Annotated in this window: 15 protein-coding genes; 7 read left to right on the top strand and 8 right to left on the bottom strand. The window is 35.6% G+C overall.

The genetic code is table 11. The annotated features are described in order from the left end of the window. Window positions 1–63: 63 nt before the first annotated feature. Entirely contained in the window at window positions 64–936 is an 873-nt protein-coding gene (locus I600_RS16530; protein WP_058105794.1) for an AraC family transcriptional regulator, read from the top strand. 163 nt (window positions 937–1,099) lie between these two features. Further along, the gene (locus I600_RS16525; protein WP_058105677.1) at window positions 1,100–1,378 is read left to right on the top strand and encodes a TIGR03643 family protein; all 279 of its coding nucleotides are present in this window, start codon (window positions 1,100–1,102) and stop codon (window positions 1,376–1,378) included. Here I600_RS16525 and I600_RS16520 read toward each other — a convergent pair whose 3' ends face one another. Continuing rightward, entirely contained in the window at window positions 1,379–2,152 is a 774-nt protein-coding gene (locus I600_RS16520) for a S1/P1 nuclease (RefSeq protein ID WP_058105676.1), read from the bottom strand. Between the two features lie 88 nt (window positions 2,153–2,240). Between I600_RS16520 and I600_RS16515 the strand changes: the two genes are divergently transcribed. The 5 genes from I600_RS16515 to I600_RS16495 all read left to right on the top strand — a co-directional run bounded on the left by I600_RS16515 (window position 2,241) and on the right by I600_RS16495 (window position 9,711). Continuing rightward, complete coding sequence (locus I600_RS16515) at window positions 2,241–4,502, top strand: transglycosylase domain-containing protein (protein ID WP_058105675.1); 2,262 nt, start codon at window positions 2,241–2,243, stop codon at window positions 4,500–4,502. Window positions 4,503–4,619: 117 nt separating this feature from the next. Beyond that, window positions 4,620–6,818, top strand: coding sequence for a DUF5916 domain-containing protein (locus tag I600_RS16510; protein WP_058105674.1), 2,199 nt, complete (start codon window positions 4,620–4,622; stop codon window positions 6,816–6,818). Between the two features lies 1 nt (window position 6,819). Then, window positions 6,820–7,623: a Cof-type HAD-IIB family hydrolase gene (locus I600_RS16505; protein ID WP_058105673.1), complete on the top strand. Its 804-nt coding sequence runs from the start codon at window positions 6,820–6,822 to the stop codon at window positions 7,621–7,623. Window positions 7,624–7,657: 34 nt separating this feature from the next. Then, window positions 7,658–8,932 (top strand): DUF819 family protein, encoded by a 1,275-nt coding sequence (locus I600_RS16500; protein ID WP_058105793.1) that lies wholly within the window; start codon window positions 7,658–7,660, stop codon window positions 8,930–8,932. Window positions 8,933–9,015: 83 nt separating this feature from the next. Further along, window positions 9,016–9,711: a DUF4369 domain-containing protein gene (locus tag I600_RS16495; RefSeq protein WP_058105672.1), complete on the top strand. Its 696-nt coding sequence runs from the start codon at window positions 9,016–9,018 to the stop codon at window positions 9,709–9,711. A 77-nt stretch (window positions 9,712–9,788) separates the two neighbouring features. Here the strand turns inward: I600_RS16495 and I600_RS16490 are convergent, their stop codons facing one another. The 7 genes from I600_RS16490 to I600_RS19345 form a co-directional block, all read right to left on the bottom strand. Continuing rightward, window positions 9,789–10,058: a hypothetical protein gene (locus I600_RS16490; protein WP_058105671.1), complete on the bottom strand. Its 270-nt coding sequence runs from the start codon at window positions 10,056–10,058 to the stop codon at window positions 9,789–9,791. A gap of 57 nt (window positions 10,059–10,115) precedes the next feature. Then, entirely contained in the window at window positions 10,116–11,078 is a 963-nt protein-coding gene (locus I600_RS16485) for a type I phosphomannose isomerase catalytic subunit (RefSeq protein WP_058105792.1), read from the bottom strand. A 74-nt stretch (window positions 11,079–11,152) separates the two neighbouring features. Continuing rightward, the gene (locus I600_RS16480; protein ID WP_058105791.1) at window positions 11,153–11,560 is read right to left on the bottom strand and encodes a 6-pyruvoyl trahydropterin synthase family protein; all 408 of its coding nucleotides are present in this window, start codon (window positions 11,558–11,560) and stop codon (window positions 11,153–11,155) included. Continuing rightward, entirely contained in the window at window positions 11,560–12,090 is a 531-nt protein-coding gene (idi, locus tag I600_RS16475) for an isopentenyl-diphosphate Delta-isomerase (RefSeq protein ID WP_058105670.1), read from the bottom strand. Before idi ends, I600_RS16480 begins: the two co-directional genes overlap by 1 nt. A gap of 56 nt (window positions 12,091–12,146) precedes the next feature. Continuing rightward, on the bottom strand, window positions 12,147–13,100 hold the full coding sequence (locus I600_RS16470; protein ID WP_058105669.1) for a PorP/SprF family type IX secretion system membrane protein: 954 nt from the start codon (window positions 13,098–13,100) through the stop codon (window positions 12,147–12,149). A gap of 5 nt (window positions 13,101–13,105) precedes the next feature. Then, window positions 13,106–15,076 carry a T9SS type B sorting domain-containing protein gene (locus I600_RS16465; RefSeq protein WP_058105668.1) on the bottom strand — a complete coding sequence of 657 codons (1,971 nt, stop codon included), beginning with the start codon at window positions 15,074–15,076 and terminating at the stop codon, window positions 13,106–13,108. 83 nt (window positions 15,077–15,159) lie between these two features. Further along, window positions 15,160–15,703: hypothetical protein (locus I600_RS19345; protein WP_058105667.1), on the bottom strand; the 544-nt coding region annotated here is incomplete at its 5' end.

The following is a 15,703-nucleotide window of genomic DNA, read 5'->3' as shown; positions in this document are numbered from 1 at the left end:
GTTAATTTTGCAAAGAACATCTAAAACTTGATGTTTAATTTTATAGTACAAACAAGTATTACCATGGTAAAACATAAACCTACATTTGAAGCCATTAAACCAGATTTTGGTCATTCATTTACTTACCAAAAGTTTGATGAGAACAGAATTAACCGAAATAACCTGTGGCATTACCACCCAGAACTTGAACTGGTATATGTTAATGGTGGCTCAGGAAAGAGACAAATAGGTAGTCACGTATCTTATTATACAAATGGCGACCTTATATTAATAGGTAGTAATTTACCACATTGCGGGTTTACCGATGCACTTACCGGTAACACCAGTGAAACCGTTGTGCAAATGAAAACCGATTTTCTTGGAACAGATTTCTTTAAGATTCCTGAAATGAAGAAAATTGAAAAGCTTTTTAACAGCGCCAGTGGCGGAATTGCTTTCTCTGGAAAAACCAAAAGAAAGATTGGTGATAAAATGGAAGTGTTAGAATATCAGACGGATTTTCAGCGCTTACTTTCCATACTTAATATATTGAACGACTTGGGCAACTCTGACGATATGCGTTTGTTGAACGCAGAAGGATTCTCTTTTGCTACAGATGTAAAGGATAATGACAGGATAAATATCGTTTTTAATTTTGTCAAGAATAACTTTAGGGAAGAAATTACCTTAGAGCAAATTTCATCTATGGTCAGTATGACCATACCCTCTTTCTGTAGATACTTTAAAAAGATCACCAATAAGACCTTTGTACAATTTGTAAATGAATACCGTTTGGTACACGCTTCTAAACTTTTGGCAGAAAAACCATTAAGCATTACTGAAGTTTGTTTTGAATGTGGTTTCAACAACTTTTCTCATTTTAATAAATCGTTCAAGGCATTTACAGGGCAAAACCCCTCAGAATATAGAAATGAATTAAAGAATGTTTTGGTGTAAGTTTTATACCTTATATATAGTATCAAAATTTTATAGCTTCCGGATGGTGTTTTCATACACTATCCGGATTTGTTTTTTTATCCTATTGTTTACTTTTTTTGAGCTACAACAAAATATGAACAAGTTTCTACTTTATCATTTCATGTAGTACCTTTATCACGCTATGAATAAAGAATTTACAGAAAGAGAATTAGACCGTATTATTGAAATGGCTTGGCAAGACCGTACTCCTTTTGAAGCCATAACTTTTCAATTTGGTATTAGCGAACAAGAAACTATTGAAGTTATGCGTCGCGAAATGAAACCAAGCAGTTTTAGAATGTGGCGTAAACGTGTTCAAGGTCGTGCTACAAAACACGCCAAACTTCGTACAGATGATACGAATAGATTTCGATGTTCTAGACAACGAAACATCTCTGGCAATAAAATATCTAAGCGCTAATTATTTAAAAGCTTCATTTAAAACCGCCGCTAACCTAACGCCTCCTTTTTGCAATTGATCTTCTACGGTGTGCCACCAGTCATAACTATAACGGTAGCTTAATTTTTCCCCAACCTCTACTGAGGCATATACTTTCTCTGCCAATAAGTGAGATTCTTCAACCCAATCTAGTAAAGATCCTTTTTGCAAAAACTTAATTTTTTGCTTGGACATTTTAGGATATTCCACAGCAAGCTCTGTAAAGCTCATTCCATTTTCGTCTATCAAATTGGAATCCCAAACCCTATGCAAATTGGTACCATTGCCAAACCATTGCAATTGTATATCATTACCTCCTTTATCCTCTGCCCTACCCACATGCATAGGTTGATGTAGATCACCAATAAGATGAACCAAAAACTTAAGATAAAATGCCTTGTCTTCCTTACTACTATTCTTGTCCTTAATGATTTCCAAACAGGTTTTCACCCCTTGTACCAAATCACCATATTCGTTCTTTTCTATTTCATCATAAGTTTTCCCAAAAGGAATGTTTACATAATGCCATGCGCTAAATTTGCGATAGGCACGATCAGATTTTATTTCATCTGCAAAATTTGCAACAGCAGCCAAACTTTCACCTTCCAATAAATCATTGATCGCCCTCTTTGCTTTTTTAGTCAAATGCTGCTCTGCAACTTCACCTACTACCCTATGCCCGGTTTTTGACCAATACATATCATTTGCAAATGTAACATTGGCTGCTAGTACCAATAAAAAAAAGATATACTTCATCGTCTAAATTTTGCCCAAAAATAGTGCATCAGAATTTAAGGTATTGTTAAAACTTGGTAAGATTAAATTTATATCAGAACTTGCATAAATGATGAAGAAGAAACGTAGCAGCACAAATAGAAAAAAAGGATTACTTAAAATTATAGGCTTAGGTATTCTCTGTCTTTTTGCATTGTTTATGCTTTTTATCGGTAGTATAAATATTGGGTTATGGGGAAAAATTCCTTCAAAAAAGGAGCTTTCCAATTTTCAATATCAAATGGCATCAGAAGTATTTACCGCAGATAGTGTATTGATCGGTAAATATTATTTATATGATAGGCAACCGGTGGCGTATGAGGATTTTCCTGAGCATTTAATTCATGCCTTAGTCGCCATTGAAGACGAACGTTTTTATGAGCACTCTGGTATTGATATTAGAAGTCTTGTTCGGGTAGGTTTTAAAACTATACTTTTAGGAGATAATTCATCTGGCGGGGGCAGCACGTTAACCCAACAATTAGCGAAAAACCTGTACCCAAGAAAAGAAAGAAATAAAACAAATATAGTTGTCAATAAGGTCAAGGAAATGATCATTGCCAAACGATTGGAGAAAACTTATTCTAAAAAAGAAATACTGACCAATTACCTTAATACCGTTTCATTTGGTGATAATACATTTGGCATAGAAAGCGCTGCACTTAAATTCTTTAATACCAGAACCAAGGATATTTCTGCTCCACAAGCGGCCACTTTGGTGGGTATGTTAAAAGCTACGTATGGCTACAACCCTAGAATTTTTCCAGAAAAAAGTTTGGGCAGACGTAATTTGGTATTACGTGCCATGTACAACAATGATTTTATTACGGAAGAACAGGTTACAAAATTTTCTCAAGAAGACCTTGATCTAGATTATAGGGAATTTGATTACAACGCTGGCATTGCACCCTACTTTAGGGAAGAAGTTCGTAGAAAAATGTTGCGTTGGATCGCTGAACAGAATGAAAGTGGAACAGATTATAATATCTATACCTCTGGACTCAAAATTTACACTACACTTAATTACAAGATGCAACAATTAGCTGAAGATGTAATGGTAGAACATATGTCTAAGCTTCAAAATAGTTTTGAAAAAAGCTACGGTACCAATGCACCATGGTTAAAGGATAAAAAGTTGATGGAAAAAATTGCCAGGCGAACTTCTACCTATAAAAGATTACAAAAATCCGGATTAACTCATAAGCAGATTATTGATAGCCTATCTAAAGACAAGCAAAAAAGAATTTTTAAATCTTGGCAAGGTGACGAAGAACAAATGGCAAGTACTATGGATAGTATTCAACACTATACCAAATTCTTAAATACCGGTTCACTTGCGGTAGACCCCACAAATGGTGACATCTTGGTATGGGTTGGTGGTATTAATTTTGAGCAATATAAGTATGATCATATTTCTCAAAGTAAACGCCAGGTAGGGTCTACTTTTAAACCCATTGTGTATACCACTGCAGTAGACCAAGGCATTTCACCCTGTACCTATTTCTCTTCCGAAGAAATAGCATATGATAATTTAAAAGGCTGGTCTCCTTCCAATTCTGGTGATAAGGATGAAGCTTACCTTAACTACTCTATGGAAGAAGGGCTTAGCAACTCTATTAATACTATTGCCGTAAAAGTTCTGGAAAAGGCAGGAATTGACAACGTTCTTCTCATGGCAAAAAATATGGGCATTAACAGTGAACTGCCTAAAGAAGCTTCTATTGCGCTTGGAACAGGAGAAATAAAAATCATTGATTTAGCACAGGCCTATACCAGCTATGCCAATAACGGAAAACACATTGAGCCAAACCTGATCAAAAGTATTTCTAATCATAGAGACTCGGTTTTAGTTGAATTTAATTCTGAATTAAACGAAAAGTCAGCATTTTCAAAAGAAACCGGACAGATAATGATAGAAATGATGAAATCTACCGTTAATTCTGGAACTGCAGCAAGACTTAGAAGCACCTATGGACTCAAAAATGATATTGCCGGTAAAACCGGAACAACACAGAATAATAAAGATGCTTGGTTTGTTGCCCTTACCCCTAAACTTGTACATGTTACTTGGGTAGGCCTAGATCAACACGAAATTGGTTTTAGCAATACAAGCATTGGACAAGGTGCCAATGCCGCCCTACCCTTGTTTGGACTTTGGATGAAAGAATTGAATAAGGACAAGCAATTTAATACATATACAAAACCGACCTTTCCAAAACCGACTGTTACGGTACAAGAAGCTTTAAATTGCGACCCAATAAAGCGCGATGGTTTTTTCAAACGTCTATTTAAGAATCCCAATAAAAAGAAGAGTAAAAAGTTTAAAGGTTAAAATCATTTAGGTATTAAAATTGGGTTTTAGTTACATTTTTTGTGTTTTTATTATAGATATACAACTTATTTAACAAACAAAAACTTAAATTTGGTTGACTACCAAACTTTTACCAAAATGACCAAATACCTAAGTACTCTAGTGCTTATACTTTTTTGCGTACTTTTAAATGCCCAAACCAACAACAAATCATTTGTTGTAAAAAAAATAACCGCCAACATAACTCCCGATGGTATTCTTGATGAACCCGTATGGATAGAGGCAGACAAAGCGGATAAATTTTGGCAATACTTCCCAACAGATTCTGTACAATCTAAAAAGCAATCAGAAATTAAAATGCTTTATGACGACAAGAATCTTTACGTTGGAATAACCATTTACACAGCTGGCCAAGATTATTCAATACAATCGCTAAAACGAGATTTTAGAGCTGGCAACAGTGATAACATTACCTTGCTCTTTGATACTTTCAATGATGGAAACAATGCTTTTCTATTCGGTATAAACCCTTACGGTGTAAGACGAGAAGGTCTAGTTTCAGGTGGTGGACTAAACCTTAACGGATTTACTATTTCTTGGGATGTGAAATGGCGGGGAGATTCTAAAATATATGAAGATTACTACACTTCTGAAATGGTAATACCATTAACTGCCTTCAAATTTAAAGAAGGAGAAACAAAATGGCGTTTTAATAGTTATAGATTTGATACACAATCTAACGAGAACAGTACTTGGACAAATATTCCCCAAAATCAGAATATTTACGGTCTCACCTTTATGGGTGATATGATTTTTGAACAACCATTGGGTAAATTCCGTACGCCACTTGCTGTTATTCCGTATATAAATATGGGGTCACAAAAGGACTTTGAATTGGATGAAGCCAATACAAAACTTAATGTAGGTGGAGATGCCAAAATTGCCATTGGCAATAGTATGAATTTAGATGTAACGGTAAATCCCGATTTTTCTCAAGTAGAGGTAGACGACCAGATTACGAACCTCACCAGATTTGAAGTTTCCCTGCCCGAAAAAAGACAGTTCTTTATTGACAACAGTGACCTTTTTGGCAGCTTTGGTGGTGGTAGAGATGCAAATCCGTTCTTCTCGAGACGTATAGGTATAGCCAAAGATACTGCAGACAATACTATAGAAAATAAAATAATTGGCGGTGTACGTTTAAGCGGCAAGATCAATAAAGGGCTTAGATTGGGTTTTCTAAATCTACAGACCGCTGAAGATATTGAAGAAAATATAGCTTCGAACAACAACACCATGTTGGCGCTTCAGCAAAATGTTTTTGGACGTTCCAATATTGGAATGTTCTTTATCAATAGACAAACGTTTAAGGACTATGATTTTCAAGATGATGAAGATCGCTATAATAGGGTTGCCGGTATTGATTATAACTTAATATCGGATAACAATATATGGAATGGTAAATTCTATCTACATAAATCATTTGCACATGATGCAGGCAAGGCAAATCTTTCGTCAGGAGCATTTATGCAATACAATTCTAGAAACTGGAATTTTTTTGAGGACTTAGTTTATATAGGTGAAGACTTTAGGTCTGATCTTGGTTTTATTCGTAGAACAGATATTTTTAAGACAGCCACAATGTTTGAGCGTGTCTTTTGGCCGGAAAACAGTGCTTTACAGAGTCACAGTTTTCAATTTTTCCCAGTGTTGACCTGGAGTCCAGAAAATGATTTTTTACATACAGACTATGACCTTATGGGGGCTTGGGAATCTAAATTTAATGACCAATCAGAAATAAATGTATCATACACCCATTCCTACACCTATTTATTCGAAGATTTTGACCCAACCAACTTAGATGATGCCATACCACTACCCGGAATGCTTGGCTATCATTATAATTTTATTTCATTGGAATACCAATCTGACAGCAGAAAAAGATTTGCTTATAGCATTGAACCTACATTAGGAAGCTTTTTTAATGGAGATAGATTTTCTTTGGGAGCTGAAATGTTTTTAAGATTTCAACCCAAAGTTTTTTTGTCATTGGCCATGAACTATGATAAAATATCGTTACCGGAACCCTATTCAAGTACAGATATTTGGCTAATTAGTCCTAAAATAGATGTTACCTTTAGCAAGTCTATATTTTGGTCTACGCTGGTACAATATAGTAACCAAAGAGATAATTTAGGTTTTAACTCTAGGTTGCAATGGCGTTTTGCTCCATTGTCAGATTTATTTATAGTGTATAATGACAATTATTTTGTCAATTCGTTTGAACCCAAATATCGTTCTATCAACTTAAAACTTACCTACTGGTTAAATATTTAAAATGAAATTCAAATTCCTATGCTCAGATTTAGATGGTACAATGCTATATTCTAAAAGTGACGTTTCTAAATATCTTATTGAACAGATCAATAAAATTAAACATGAAACCAACATAATACTAGTGTCCGCAAGAATGCCCAGTGCTATGTATTACATTCAAGAAGATTTAGGTATTAAAGAACAGCCTATAATATGTTATAATGGCGCTTTGGTACTATCTGGCAATACTGAAATTACATCTGTATTCATACCTATTTCCGTTTTAAACCAAATTTATTTGTTGTGTAAAGGGCTTAATGCAGACTTAGGACTATATTATAAAAATGAATGGTACGTTCCAAGAACATCGGTACGTGTAGAAAAAGAAATTAAATACACTAAATCTACCCCTACTTTTCAAGATACCGATACTACTTTAAGCGATTGGAATGAACGAAAAATAGGTGCTCACAAAATTATGCTTATGTGTACTAAAGAAAGTGCAGATGAATTAATGCCTATTCTTAATGAAAAATTGGGTGCATTACTGAATCTTTACCGTTCTAACGATACTTTAATTGAGATTGCCCCAAAAGAAGTTTCAAAACTATCTGCTATACAGCTGCTATTAAAAGACCATGAAACATTGCAAGATGTAATCGCATTTGGCGATAATTATAATGATATAGATATGCTTTCAAATGTAGGCTGCGGTGTTGCTGTAGCAAATGCAAGAGAAGAAGTAAAAGCTATTTCAACTTATATAACTTTAGAAAACACCCAAGATGGTGTAGCGCATTACATTGCAGAAAACTTAGTGAATTAACTATATTTGAAACTAGCAACTTACTTATATGTATATGCCACACTTAATTGCCCAGCCCATAATAACAAATGACACTGTAGTTTTTGGACTTTTAGCACTATGCTTAGGTTTCATCTTTTACACATCAAATAAAAAAACGGGCTTCTGGAGCAAGTTCTATTCCATAGTACCGGCTGTTCTTATGTGCTATTTATTACCTGCAATACTGACAAGTACCGGCATAGTTTCCGATGAAATCTCCAATTTATACTTTATGGCAAGTAGATATCTTTTACCGGCTGCCTTGGTACTTATGACCTTAAGTATAGATATTAAAGCTATTAGCAACTTAGGCTCTAAGGCAATTATTATGTTTTTGACCGGTAGTGCAGGTATTATTATCGGTGGTCCCATTGCTATTCTTATTGTATCTATCTTTTCACCCGATACAGTAGGCGGTAACGATTTTGATGCTATCTGGAGGGGACTATCTACAATTGCCGGTAGTTGGATCGGTGGTGGTGCCAACCAAGCTGCCATGCTAGAAATTTTTCAATATAACCCTGAAAAATATGGTGGCATGGTATTAATTGATATTGTGGTAGCCAATGTTTGGATGGCCATTGTATTATTGGGAGTTGGTAAAACCAAAAGAATTGATACATGGTTAAAAGCAGATACTTCTGCTATTGAAACCTTAAAAATAAAGGTGACCGAGTTTACGGAGAAAATTACCCGTGTACCTACCTTGAACGATTATATGATCATGCTTGCCTTGGCATTTACAGCAGTAGGTATCGCTCATTTTTTTGGTGATTACATGAGCACATATTTAACCACTAGTTTTGATGTAGTAAGCGACCAAAAGAGTTTTTTATCCTTCTTAGGTTCTAGTTTTTTCTGGATGGTGGTAATCGCTACTGGTTTAGGTATAGCACTTTCTTTCACCAAAGCTAAAAATTATGAAGGGGCGGGTGCCAGCAAAATTGGTGGAATGTTCATTTATATTTTGGTTGCCACTATTGGTATGAAAATGGACCTTGGCAAAGTTCTTGAAAATCCAGGATTGATCGCCGTTGGTTTTATTTGGATCAGCATTCACGCAGGATTAATGATATTAGTGGCTAAATTGATAAAAGCTCCGTATTTCTTTCTAGCTGTAGGTAGTCAGGCGAATGTTGGTGGCGCTGCTTCTGCACCTGTTGTAGCTGCTGAATTTCACCCTTCATTGACCTCGGTAGGAGTACTATTGGCCGTTTTAGGCTACGTTGTAGGTACAGGTGGCGCATTGCTATGTGCATATTTGATGGAAGTGGCTTCAAGCTTATAAACAGACCTTAGTTACTAACAAATTAAAAAGTTGGCGTTCTTAATTATCAAATTTTATAGATATTTGCGCCCTAAATCAGAAGAATGAAGAAAATATTATTCGTAATTACTGCACTATTGGCGTTGAGCTCTTGTGGTGATGACACAAAAGAAACTCTAATTGTAAACGGTAAAATAAAAGGTTTAAAAAAAGGTACGCTTTACCTGCAACATGTACCAGATTCAGTTTTAATTACTGTAGATTCGGTTGCCATTAACGGAGATGGAAATTTCTCTTTCAAAACCAAATTATCCAGTCCTGAAATATTTTATCTGTATTTAGATAAGAAAGATAATAACGATATCAATGACCGTATTACTTTCTTTGCGGAACCAGGTACGATGACCATAAATTCCGATTGGAATACATTTGATACCACAGCTAAAATTACCGGCTCTGAAACTCAAAAAAGACTTGAAGAATACAGAGAGACCATGTCTGGCATTAATAAGAGAAATATTGAAATTATGATGAATGCCGCGCAAGCAAAGGGTGACGTAAGTGCTGTGAGTATTGATTCCCTAGAAAATATCAGCAATAGAAATTTACAACGCGGCTATGCTTTTGCCATTAATTTTGCTCTTAACAACAAATCATCCTTTATTGCGCCTTATGTTGCACTTAAGGAAATACCAGATGCCAACAAGAAATATTTAGATTCTATATATAGTGTGCTATCACCAGAGGTGGCAGCATCTAAATATGGTAAAGAGCTAGCTGCACTACTTGGAAAGAATTAATACAATTACCAAATTGGTATAACTAAAAAAGCATCCTAATGATTAGGATGCTTTTTTATTTCTAAAGGAATTTTGAATTAAGCCAACTTGTTTAGGTCTTCTACCAATTTAGTTGCTTTTGTTTCCAAATCACTTCTTACTTCTTTGAAATGTGCTTTTTTGTTCTCAACATCATTCTTATTGACTTTAGCCACCAATTCATCAAATGTTGCTATTGCCTCATCAATAATGGCAGTACCCTCTTTTGAATGCGTAGTACCGTTGGTTGCCTCTACTATATAAACACCTTCTATAATGTCACCAAGAACATTATTAATATCTTTCTTTAAATTTTTAATACTTGCCATCTCTAATTATTTTTTACAAAAGTACAATTTTTGGTTTGCCGTATTGTTAATTACAGCTTAAATAGTAACCTCTAACAATTTAGCTCCTGTAGATTGTAATGAAATTTTCTGTGTAGATGCTGGTAATAGTGCCGTTTCACCACTCTTAATAGCTACTTCACCTTCTGCAGTACTGATCTTAGCTTCACCGCCAACACACATAAAAATGGTAAACGAATCTCTATTTACCGTATCCAATTCCAAGTTTTCAGTAAGCTCAATAAAGTTCGTTTTAAAATATGGGCAATCTACCATGGTATTTACTTCATTCTTTTCCTGGCTATAAGAAACTTTAAAATCGTCTTTCTTTTCATAGTCTACAGCATCTAATGCCAAGTCTGTATGTAACTCCCTAAGGTTTCCATCTTTGTCTTTTCTATTAAAATCAAAAACACGATAGGTAACATCTGAAGTTTGCTGAATCTCTGCCAACATTACCCCTGCCCCTATAGCATGAATTTTTCCGGTATTGATAAAGAATGTATCCCCTTCTTTAACTTGCTCATAATTAAGAAGATCAAGTAGGGTATCATTAGCAACACTTTCAGCATATTCTTCTTTGGTAACATCTTTATTGAAACCAACTATAAGCTCTGCCTTAGGATCTGCATCCATAATATACCACATCTCTGTCTTTCCAAAAGAGTTATGACGTTCTTTTGCCAAGGCATCATTTGGGTGCAATTGAATAGATAGGTCTTGTTTTGCATCAATGAATTTTATTAAAATGGGAAATTCCTTTCCAAAACGCTCAAAGACGCTTTTCCCTAACAACTCCTCGCCATTGGAATCTATTAATTCTTGAAGCGATTTACCTTCTAAACTTCCATTGGCCACCACCGAAATATCTCCTGGCACGGTAGATAATTCCCAGCTTTCACCAGTAATATCACTCTCTATTGGTTTTCCAAACACCTCTTTTAATTTGGTGCCTCCCCATAGCCTTTCTTTTAAAATAGGCTTAAATTTTAATGGATGTATCATTGATTGTTTTTTTGTTGGTCTACTAAATTAAACTAATAACGAAAAATTAAGGTTTTTCTTACATTTTAAATTTATCCAGAAAATGTAACATAGTTTCTTGGTGTTTCATAAAGAACAACTTCAAGCTCATGACTTTTTTGAATATGCGAACGCAATCTTTTCCAAATAACTACTGCAATATTCTCAGCCGTAGGATTTAAGCTTTTAAACTCTTCTACCTCAATATTAAGGTTTTTGTGATCTAAATAATCTTCAATCTCAACTTTGATCAAATCTTTTAACACCTTCATATCCATTACAAAACCTGTTTCTGGATCTATTTCACCTGTTACGCTCACAACCATTTCATAGTTATGACCATGAAAATTAGGGTTATTACATTTACCGAAAATTTCAGTGTTTTTATTATCATCCCAATCTTTCCTATATAATCTATGGGCAGCATTAAAATGTGCTTTTCTACTTACCTTAACCTTCATCATTTCGCCGGCGTATTAAATAAATGTTCGTAAAACTTATCGAAGATAATCTTAAACCACGCTGTATAATCGTTGGGATTTTTAGAAATATCCTCTTTTACAGCTTCCGGTGACATCCATTTCCAGGCTTCTACTTCATCAGGATTTATGTTAGGTTCTGAATTAAAACTACCCAACATTACATGATCATATTCATGTTCCGTTAATCCATTATCAAAAGGAGCTTTGTATATAAAAGAAAATAATTCTTTCAATTCAGCCTGAAATCCCATTTCTTCCTGCAACCTTCTTTTGCCGGCTTCAATATTAGATTCACCAACGCGCTGATGGCTACAACATGTATTGGTCCACAGTAACGGAGAATGATATTTTGATGCCGCTCTTTGTTGCAACATGATATCTCCGTTGTCATTGACAATAAATACTGAAAATGCCCTATGCAACACCGCCTTTTCATGGGCTTCCATTTTGGGCATGGTACCAATTTGTTCGTTATCTTGATTTACGAGAATTACCTGTTCTTCCTTCATAACGTAAAAATAAGGCGTTTAACTTATTTTACGTAATGATGTATAAAAAGAAAATACTAGAAGAAACGAGGAGATTTTAAATTGTTCTTGGTAGTTATGAAATCATATCTGAAAATAACTTCAAAGGATCCATCGTTAAAAGCTGTATTACCAAGTTCTGTTGTTTCTTTATCGTATGCTATACCAATTAAAAATTTGTTTGATACATTAAACCCAGCCATACCACTAAAGGCGGCATCCCATCTATAGGCCGCTCCTAAAATAAATTTATCGTTCAACATGAAGTTCGCCGATAAATCTACTTGTAAAGGTGCTCCTCTTACCACTTTGGCAAGCAGTGCTGGCTTAAATTTTAAAAATTCGTTTAAATCATAAACATAACCGGTAATCAAATAAAGGTTCATTTGTTCTTTTGCCGTAGATAAATTAGACCCTTGAAAGTGTGTGGTCTCTAGAAATCTTGGTACGGACAAACCCGCATAGAACCTATTTGTATGATAGTACACCCCCGCTCCAATATTTGGCGAAAGCCTATTATCTATATCTTGCTGTAAAGTAGGATCTGTAGTATATTGATTTAATTCTGAAAACCTAATATCCAACAAGTTAGCACTTGCTTTTAAACCAAAACTTAATCTACCCTCGGTTGAAGTCCATACGGTGTATGAAAAATCGATATCAAAATTAGTTTCTGACGTAGGTCCTATTTCATCATTAACAATAGATAGTCCTAAGCCTACACCTCTATATCCAATTGGGGAATGTGCATTAAAAGTCTGTGTAGTTGGTGCACCATCTAAGCCCACCCATTGAGATCTATGTAAAGCACCTATACTTATATGCCCTCTAGAGCCGGCGTATGCAGGATTCACACTAATGGTATTATACATATACTGTGTGTACTGCGCGTCTTGCTGGCCGTAACAAAATACCCCAAGACCAAGCATCACTATGGTGAAAACCCGTTTTAGTAGTTGTACTTTATTATTGTATATAAAATCTTTAAGCATTGTTCTTATCTATTTATATATATGTAACCAGACAATGTTTCGGTTTCTCCATTAGGCAGTTCATAATCCAGTATATAGAAATATGTACCTACCGGTAATTTACGATCAACATCTACTGTTACCCTTCCTTCAGAAGTACCATCAAAGACATTACCTTCTGTATTATATGCCTTGGTCATATAAACCGATACTCCCCATCTGTTATAGATTTTCAAGGTGTTATTAGGATAATTTTCCAATCCGTTTATTCTTAAAACATCATGAATACCATCACCGTTAGGTGTAATAACGTTGAAAACTTCAATTTCTTCTTCTAATTGACCTAAATCTGAATCCAAGTAATTTGGAATACCATCACCGTCCGTATCATCATCTGCATAATCCCCGTTTAGATTTAAATCTTCATCACGAGTCTCAATACCATCATCGTCATCATCCGTATCCCTATAATCTGATTCTTCATCACTATCGGTATTAGGAAGTTGTGCATACGGGTCATCAATTTCATCGTTGACATCGGCATCTACAGAAATTGCTCCTTCATATCCATCATCTAAACCGTCATTATCCTTATCAGATCCAATTGCTACAACATCTGGAATACCATCATGGTCATAGTCATGACCTTCTATGGCATCCGGTACATTATCATTGTCACTATCCTCATCTAAATAATCCGGCAGGTTATCTCCATCTGTATCTACTGGGAATATTCCAGTTAAACCATTAGCTTCATAGGCATCATCTAAACCATTGGTATTCGCATCGATCCCTGATGGTGGTATGTATTCAGCAGTTGCCTGAGCTTCAACATTATCGGGTATACCATCACCATCTGCATCGATATCCAAATAATCTGGGAATCCGTCTCCGTCCGTATCGGTCGGGTTGGTAGATGGATCGTTATCACCATCTAAATTTAAATCTTCAAAGCTATCTACAATACCATCATCATCACTATCCATATCTACACCTAATGGATTTATCATAATTGTAATGGTTGATGTACTACAGTTACCAACAGTATCACAAACCGTATAGTCAAAAGCATCTGTACCTAAGTAATTATTGTTAGGAAAATACGTAGGAATATCATCTGATGGGTCATTTGGCGTACCATTATCATCAACGGTAACAGAACCATTGGTGGGTTGTGTAACACTGAACGAACCATCTGTTGGCAAATCATTATCGTTCAATTGCCATGTATCTATGGCAGTAATTGCATTTATATCAATTGCAATGGAATCATCGTTGGTATCTAAAACCGGTAAAACTTCAATGGTTACTGTAGCTGTGCTACAATCTCCATAAGCATTACAAATGGTATAGTCAAAACTATCTGTACCATTAAAATCTGTATATGGAGTGTAGGTTACAATATCATCTAAAGGATCATTGGGTGTACCACCATCATCAATGGTTACCGAACCATTAGAAGGATCGGTCGCTGTTAAAGCACCAACATCGGGTAAATCGGCATCATTACCATAAATATCTATAACTACAGGTACTTCTTCATCAGTGGTTACAAAATCGTCTTCTAAGTCTGCTGCTTGTGGTAAACAAACCACAGTAAAATTAGGGAGGTTGAACGTATTGCCCGCCTTGGTTACCATCGCCGTATATTTTACAACAGCATCGGTTGCAATTACCATTGGCCTTAATTGATCTCCCGTAATAGCCGGACTCCAATTTACCGTAGCTCCGGTAGATACATTGTTGGTAATATCCATGGTTACTTCATTCTCAGGATTATTACAATCCGTTACAATAAAATAACCCGTTGCATTAGAACCACATAAAGTACCATCGTATGTTGCAAAGTAAATACCAGGTTGGGTTACTTCGTAAAAAGAATCTGTACCCAAAACTGTTGCAGTATCCGAGGCTTCGTACCAACGAAAGTTATTTTGATCACTATCTGTTGGAGCCTGCAATAAAAACTGCGCGTTTGAGACAAAAATCCCCAGCATTGTAAAAACAATGCTTAGGATTATAGTTCTATATGTATAATTTTTTTTCAAATCGATTTGGGATCTTTGTTTCAATTAGCTAATTATTGAGCTACAAAAACTACATTGATCAGTGTATTATAATCTGTTGGAGCCGCTATAACATCGTAAGTCATTATACCCGTAGCGTTCACACTAACATTTGCAAATACAGTTGTATCATAATATGTTACATAATAATACAATTCATTATTCGCATAAGTTGGTATTGCTGTTGGGGCACCTGCGCTAACCACTGCCGGTGTACCGTACTGAGCTAAATACTCCGCATGTAAATCAATTGTTCTACCTGTACCCGTTGTTGCCACATCTACCTCAATAGAAGGCGGATAGAAAATATCCGGTCTTGTATTGGCAATTAAATATGGATCAGCCGACGTACCAGTTCCAGTAACACTGATATCTGTATCCGGTGCCGCTTCCACTATGGTTTCTGCACCGTTTGCCGTTGGCACGGATAGGTTATAATTGATTCCATTTGGAGTAACCGTTACCGAACCATCAGTAGACGTAATAGTTTGAATTTCGTTTGATGCATTTGAATCAGCATCATTTACATTCAAGGTAATAGCGTTACCACCAGAAATT

Origin of the sequence: Maribacter dokdonensis DSW-8 (genome assembly GCF_001447995.1) — a bacterium.
In the GTDB taxonomy this organism is placed as follows: Bacteria; Bacteroidota; Bacteroidia; order Flavobacteriales; family Flavobacteriaceae; genus Maribacter; species Maribacter dokdonensis.
The sequence above is the reverse complement of the archived record's forward strand: the minus strand, read 5'-3'. Positions and strand labels throughout refer to the sequence as shown.

Excerpts from the sequence above, each read along its gene's own strand:
- I600_RS16470 (WP_058105669.1), bottom strand. The coding sequence starts at position 13,100 with ATGCTTAAAGATTTTATATACAATAATAAAGTACAACTACTAAAACGG.
- I600_RS16465 (WP_058105668.1), bottom strand. The coding sequence starts at position 15,076 with ATGCTGGGGATTTTTGTCTCAAACGCGCAGTTTTTATTGCAGGCTCCA.
- I600_RS16495 (WP_058105672.1), top strand. The coding sequence starts at position 9,016 with ATGAAGAAAATATTATTCGTAATTACTGCACTATTGGCGTTGAGCTCT.
- I600_RS16490 (WP_058105671.1), bottom strand. The coding sequence starts at position 10,058 with ATGGCAAGTATTAAAAATTTAAAGAAAGATATTAATAATGTTCTTGGT.
- idi (WP_058105670.1), bottom strand. The coding sequence starts at position 12,090 with ATGAAGGAAGAACAGGTAATTCTCGTAAATCAAGATAACGAACAAATT.
- I600_RS16530 (WP_058105794.1), top strand. The coding sequence starts at position 64 with ATGGTAAAACATAAACCTACATTTGAAGCCATTAAACCAGATTTTGGT.
- I600_RS16515 (WP_058105675.1), top strand. The coding sequence starts at position 2,241 with ATGATGAAGAAGAAACGTAGCAGCACAAATAGAAAAAAAGGATTACTT.
- I600_RS16505 (WP_058105673.1), top strand. The coding sequence starts at position 6,820 with ATGAAATTCAAATTCCTATGCTCAGATTTAGATGGTACAATGCTATAT.
- I600_RS16525 (WP_058105677.1), top strand. The coding sequence starts at position 1,100 with ATGAATAAAGAATTTACAGAAAGAGAATTAGACCGTATTATTGAAATG.
- I600_RS16520 (WP_058105676.1), bottom strand. The coding sequence starts at position 2,152 with ATGAAGTATATCTTTTTTTTATTGGTACTAGCAGCCAATGTTACATTT.
- I600_RS16480 (WP_058105791.1), bottom strand. The coding sequence starts at position 11,560 with ATGAAGGTTAAGGTAAGTAGAAAAGCACATTTTAATGCTGCCCATAGA.
- I600_RS16500 (WP_058105793.1), top strand. The coding sequence starts at position 7,658 with ATGCCACACTTAATTGCCCAGCCCATAATAACAAATGACACTGTAGTT.
- I600_RS16510 (WP_058105674.1), top strand. The coding sequence starts at position 4,620 with ATGACCAAATACCTAAGTACTCTAGTGCTTATACTTTTTTGCGTACTT.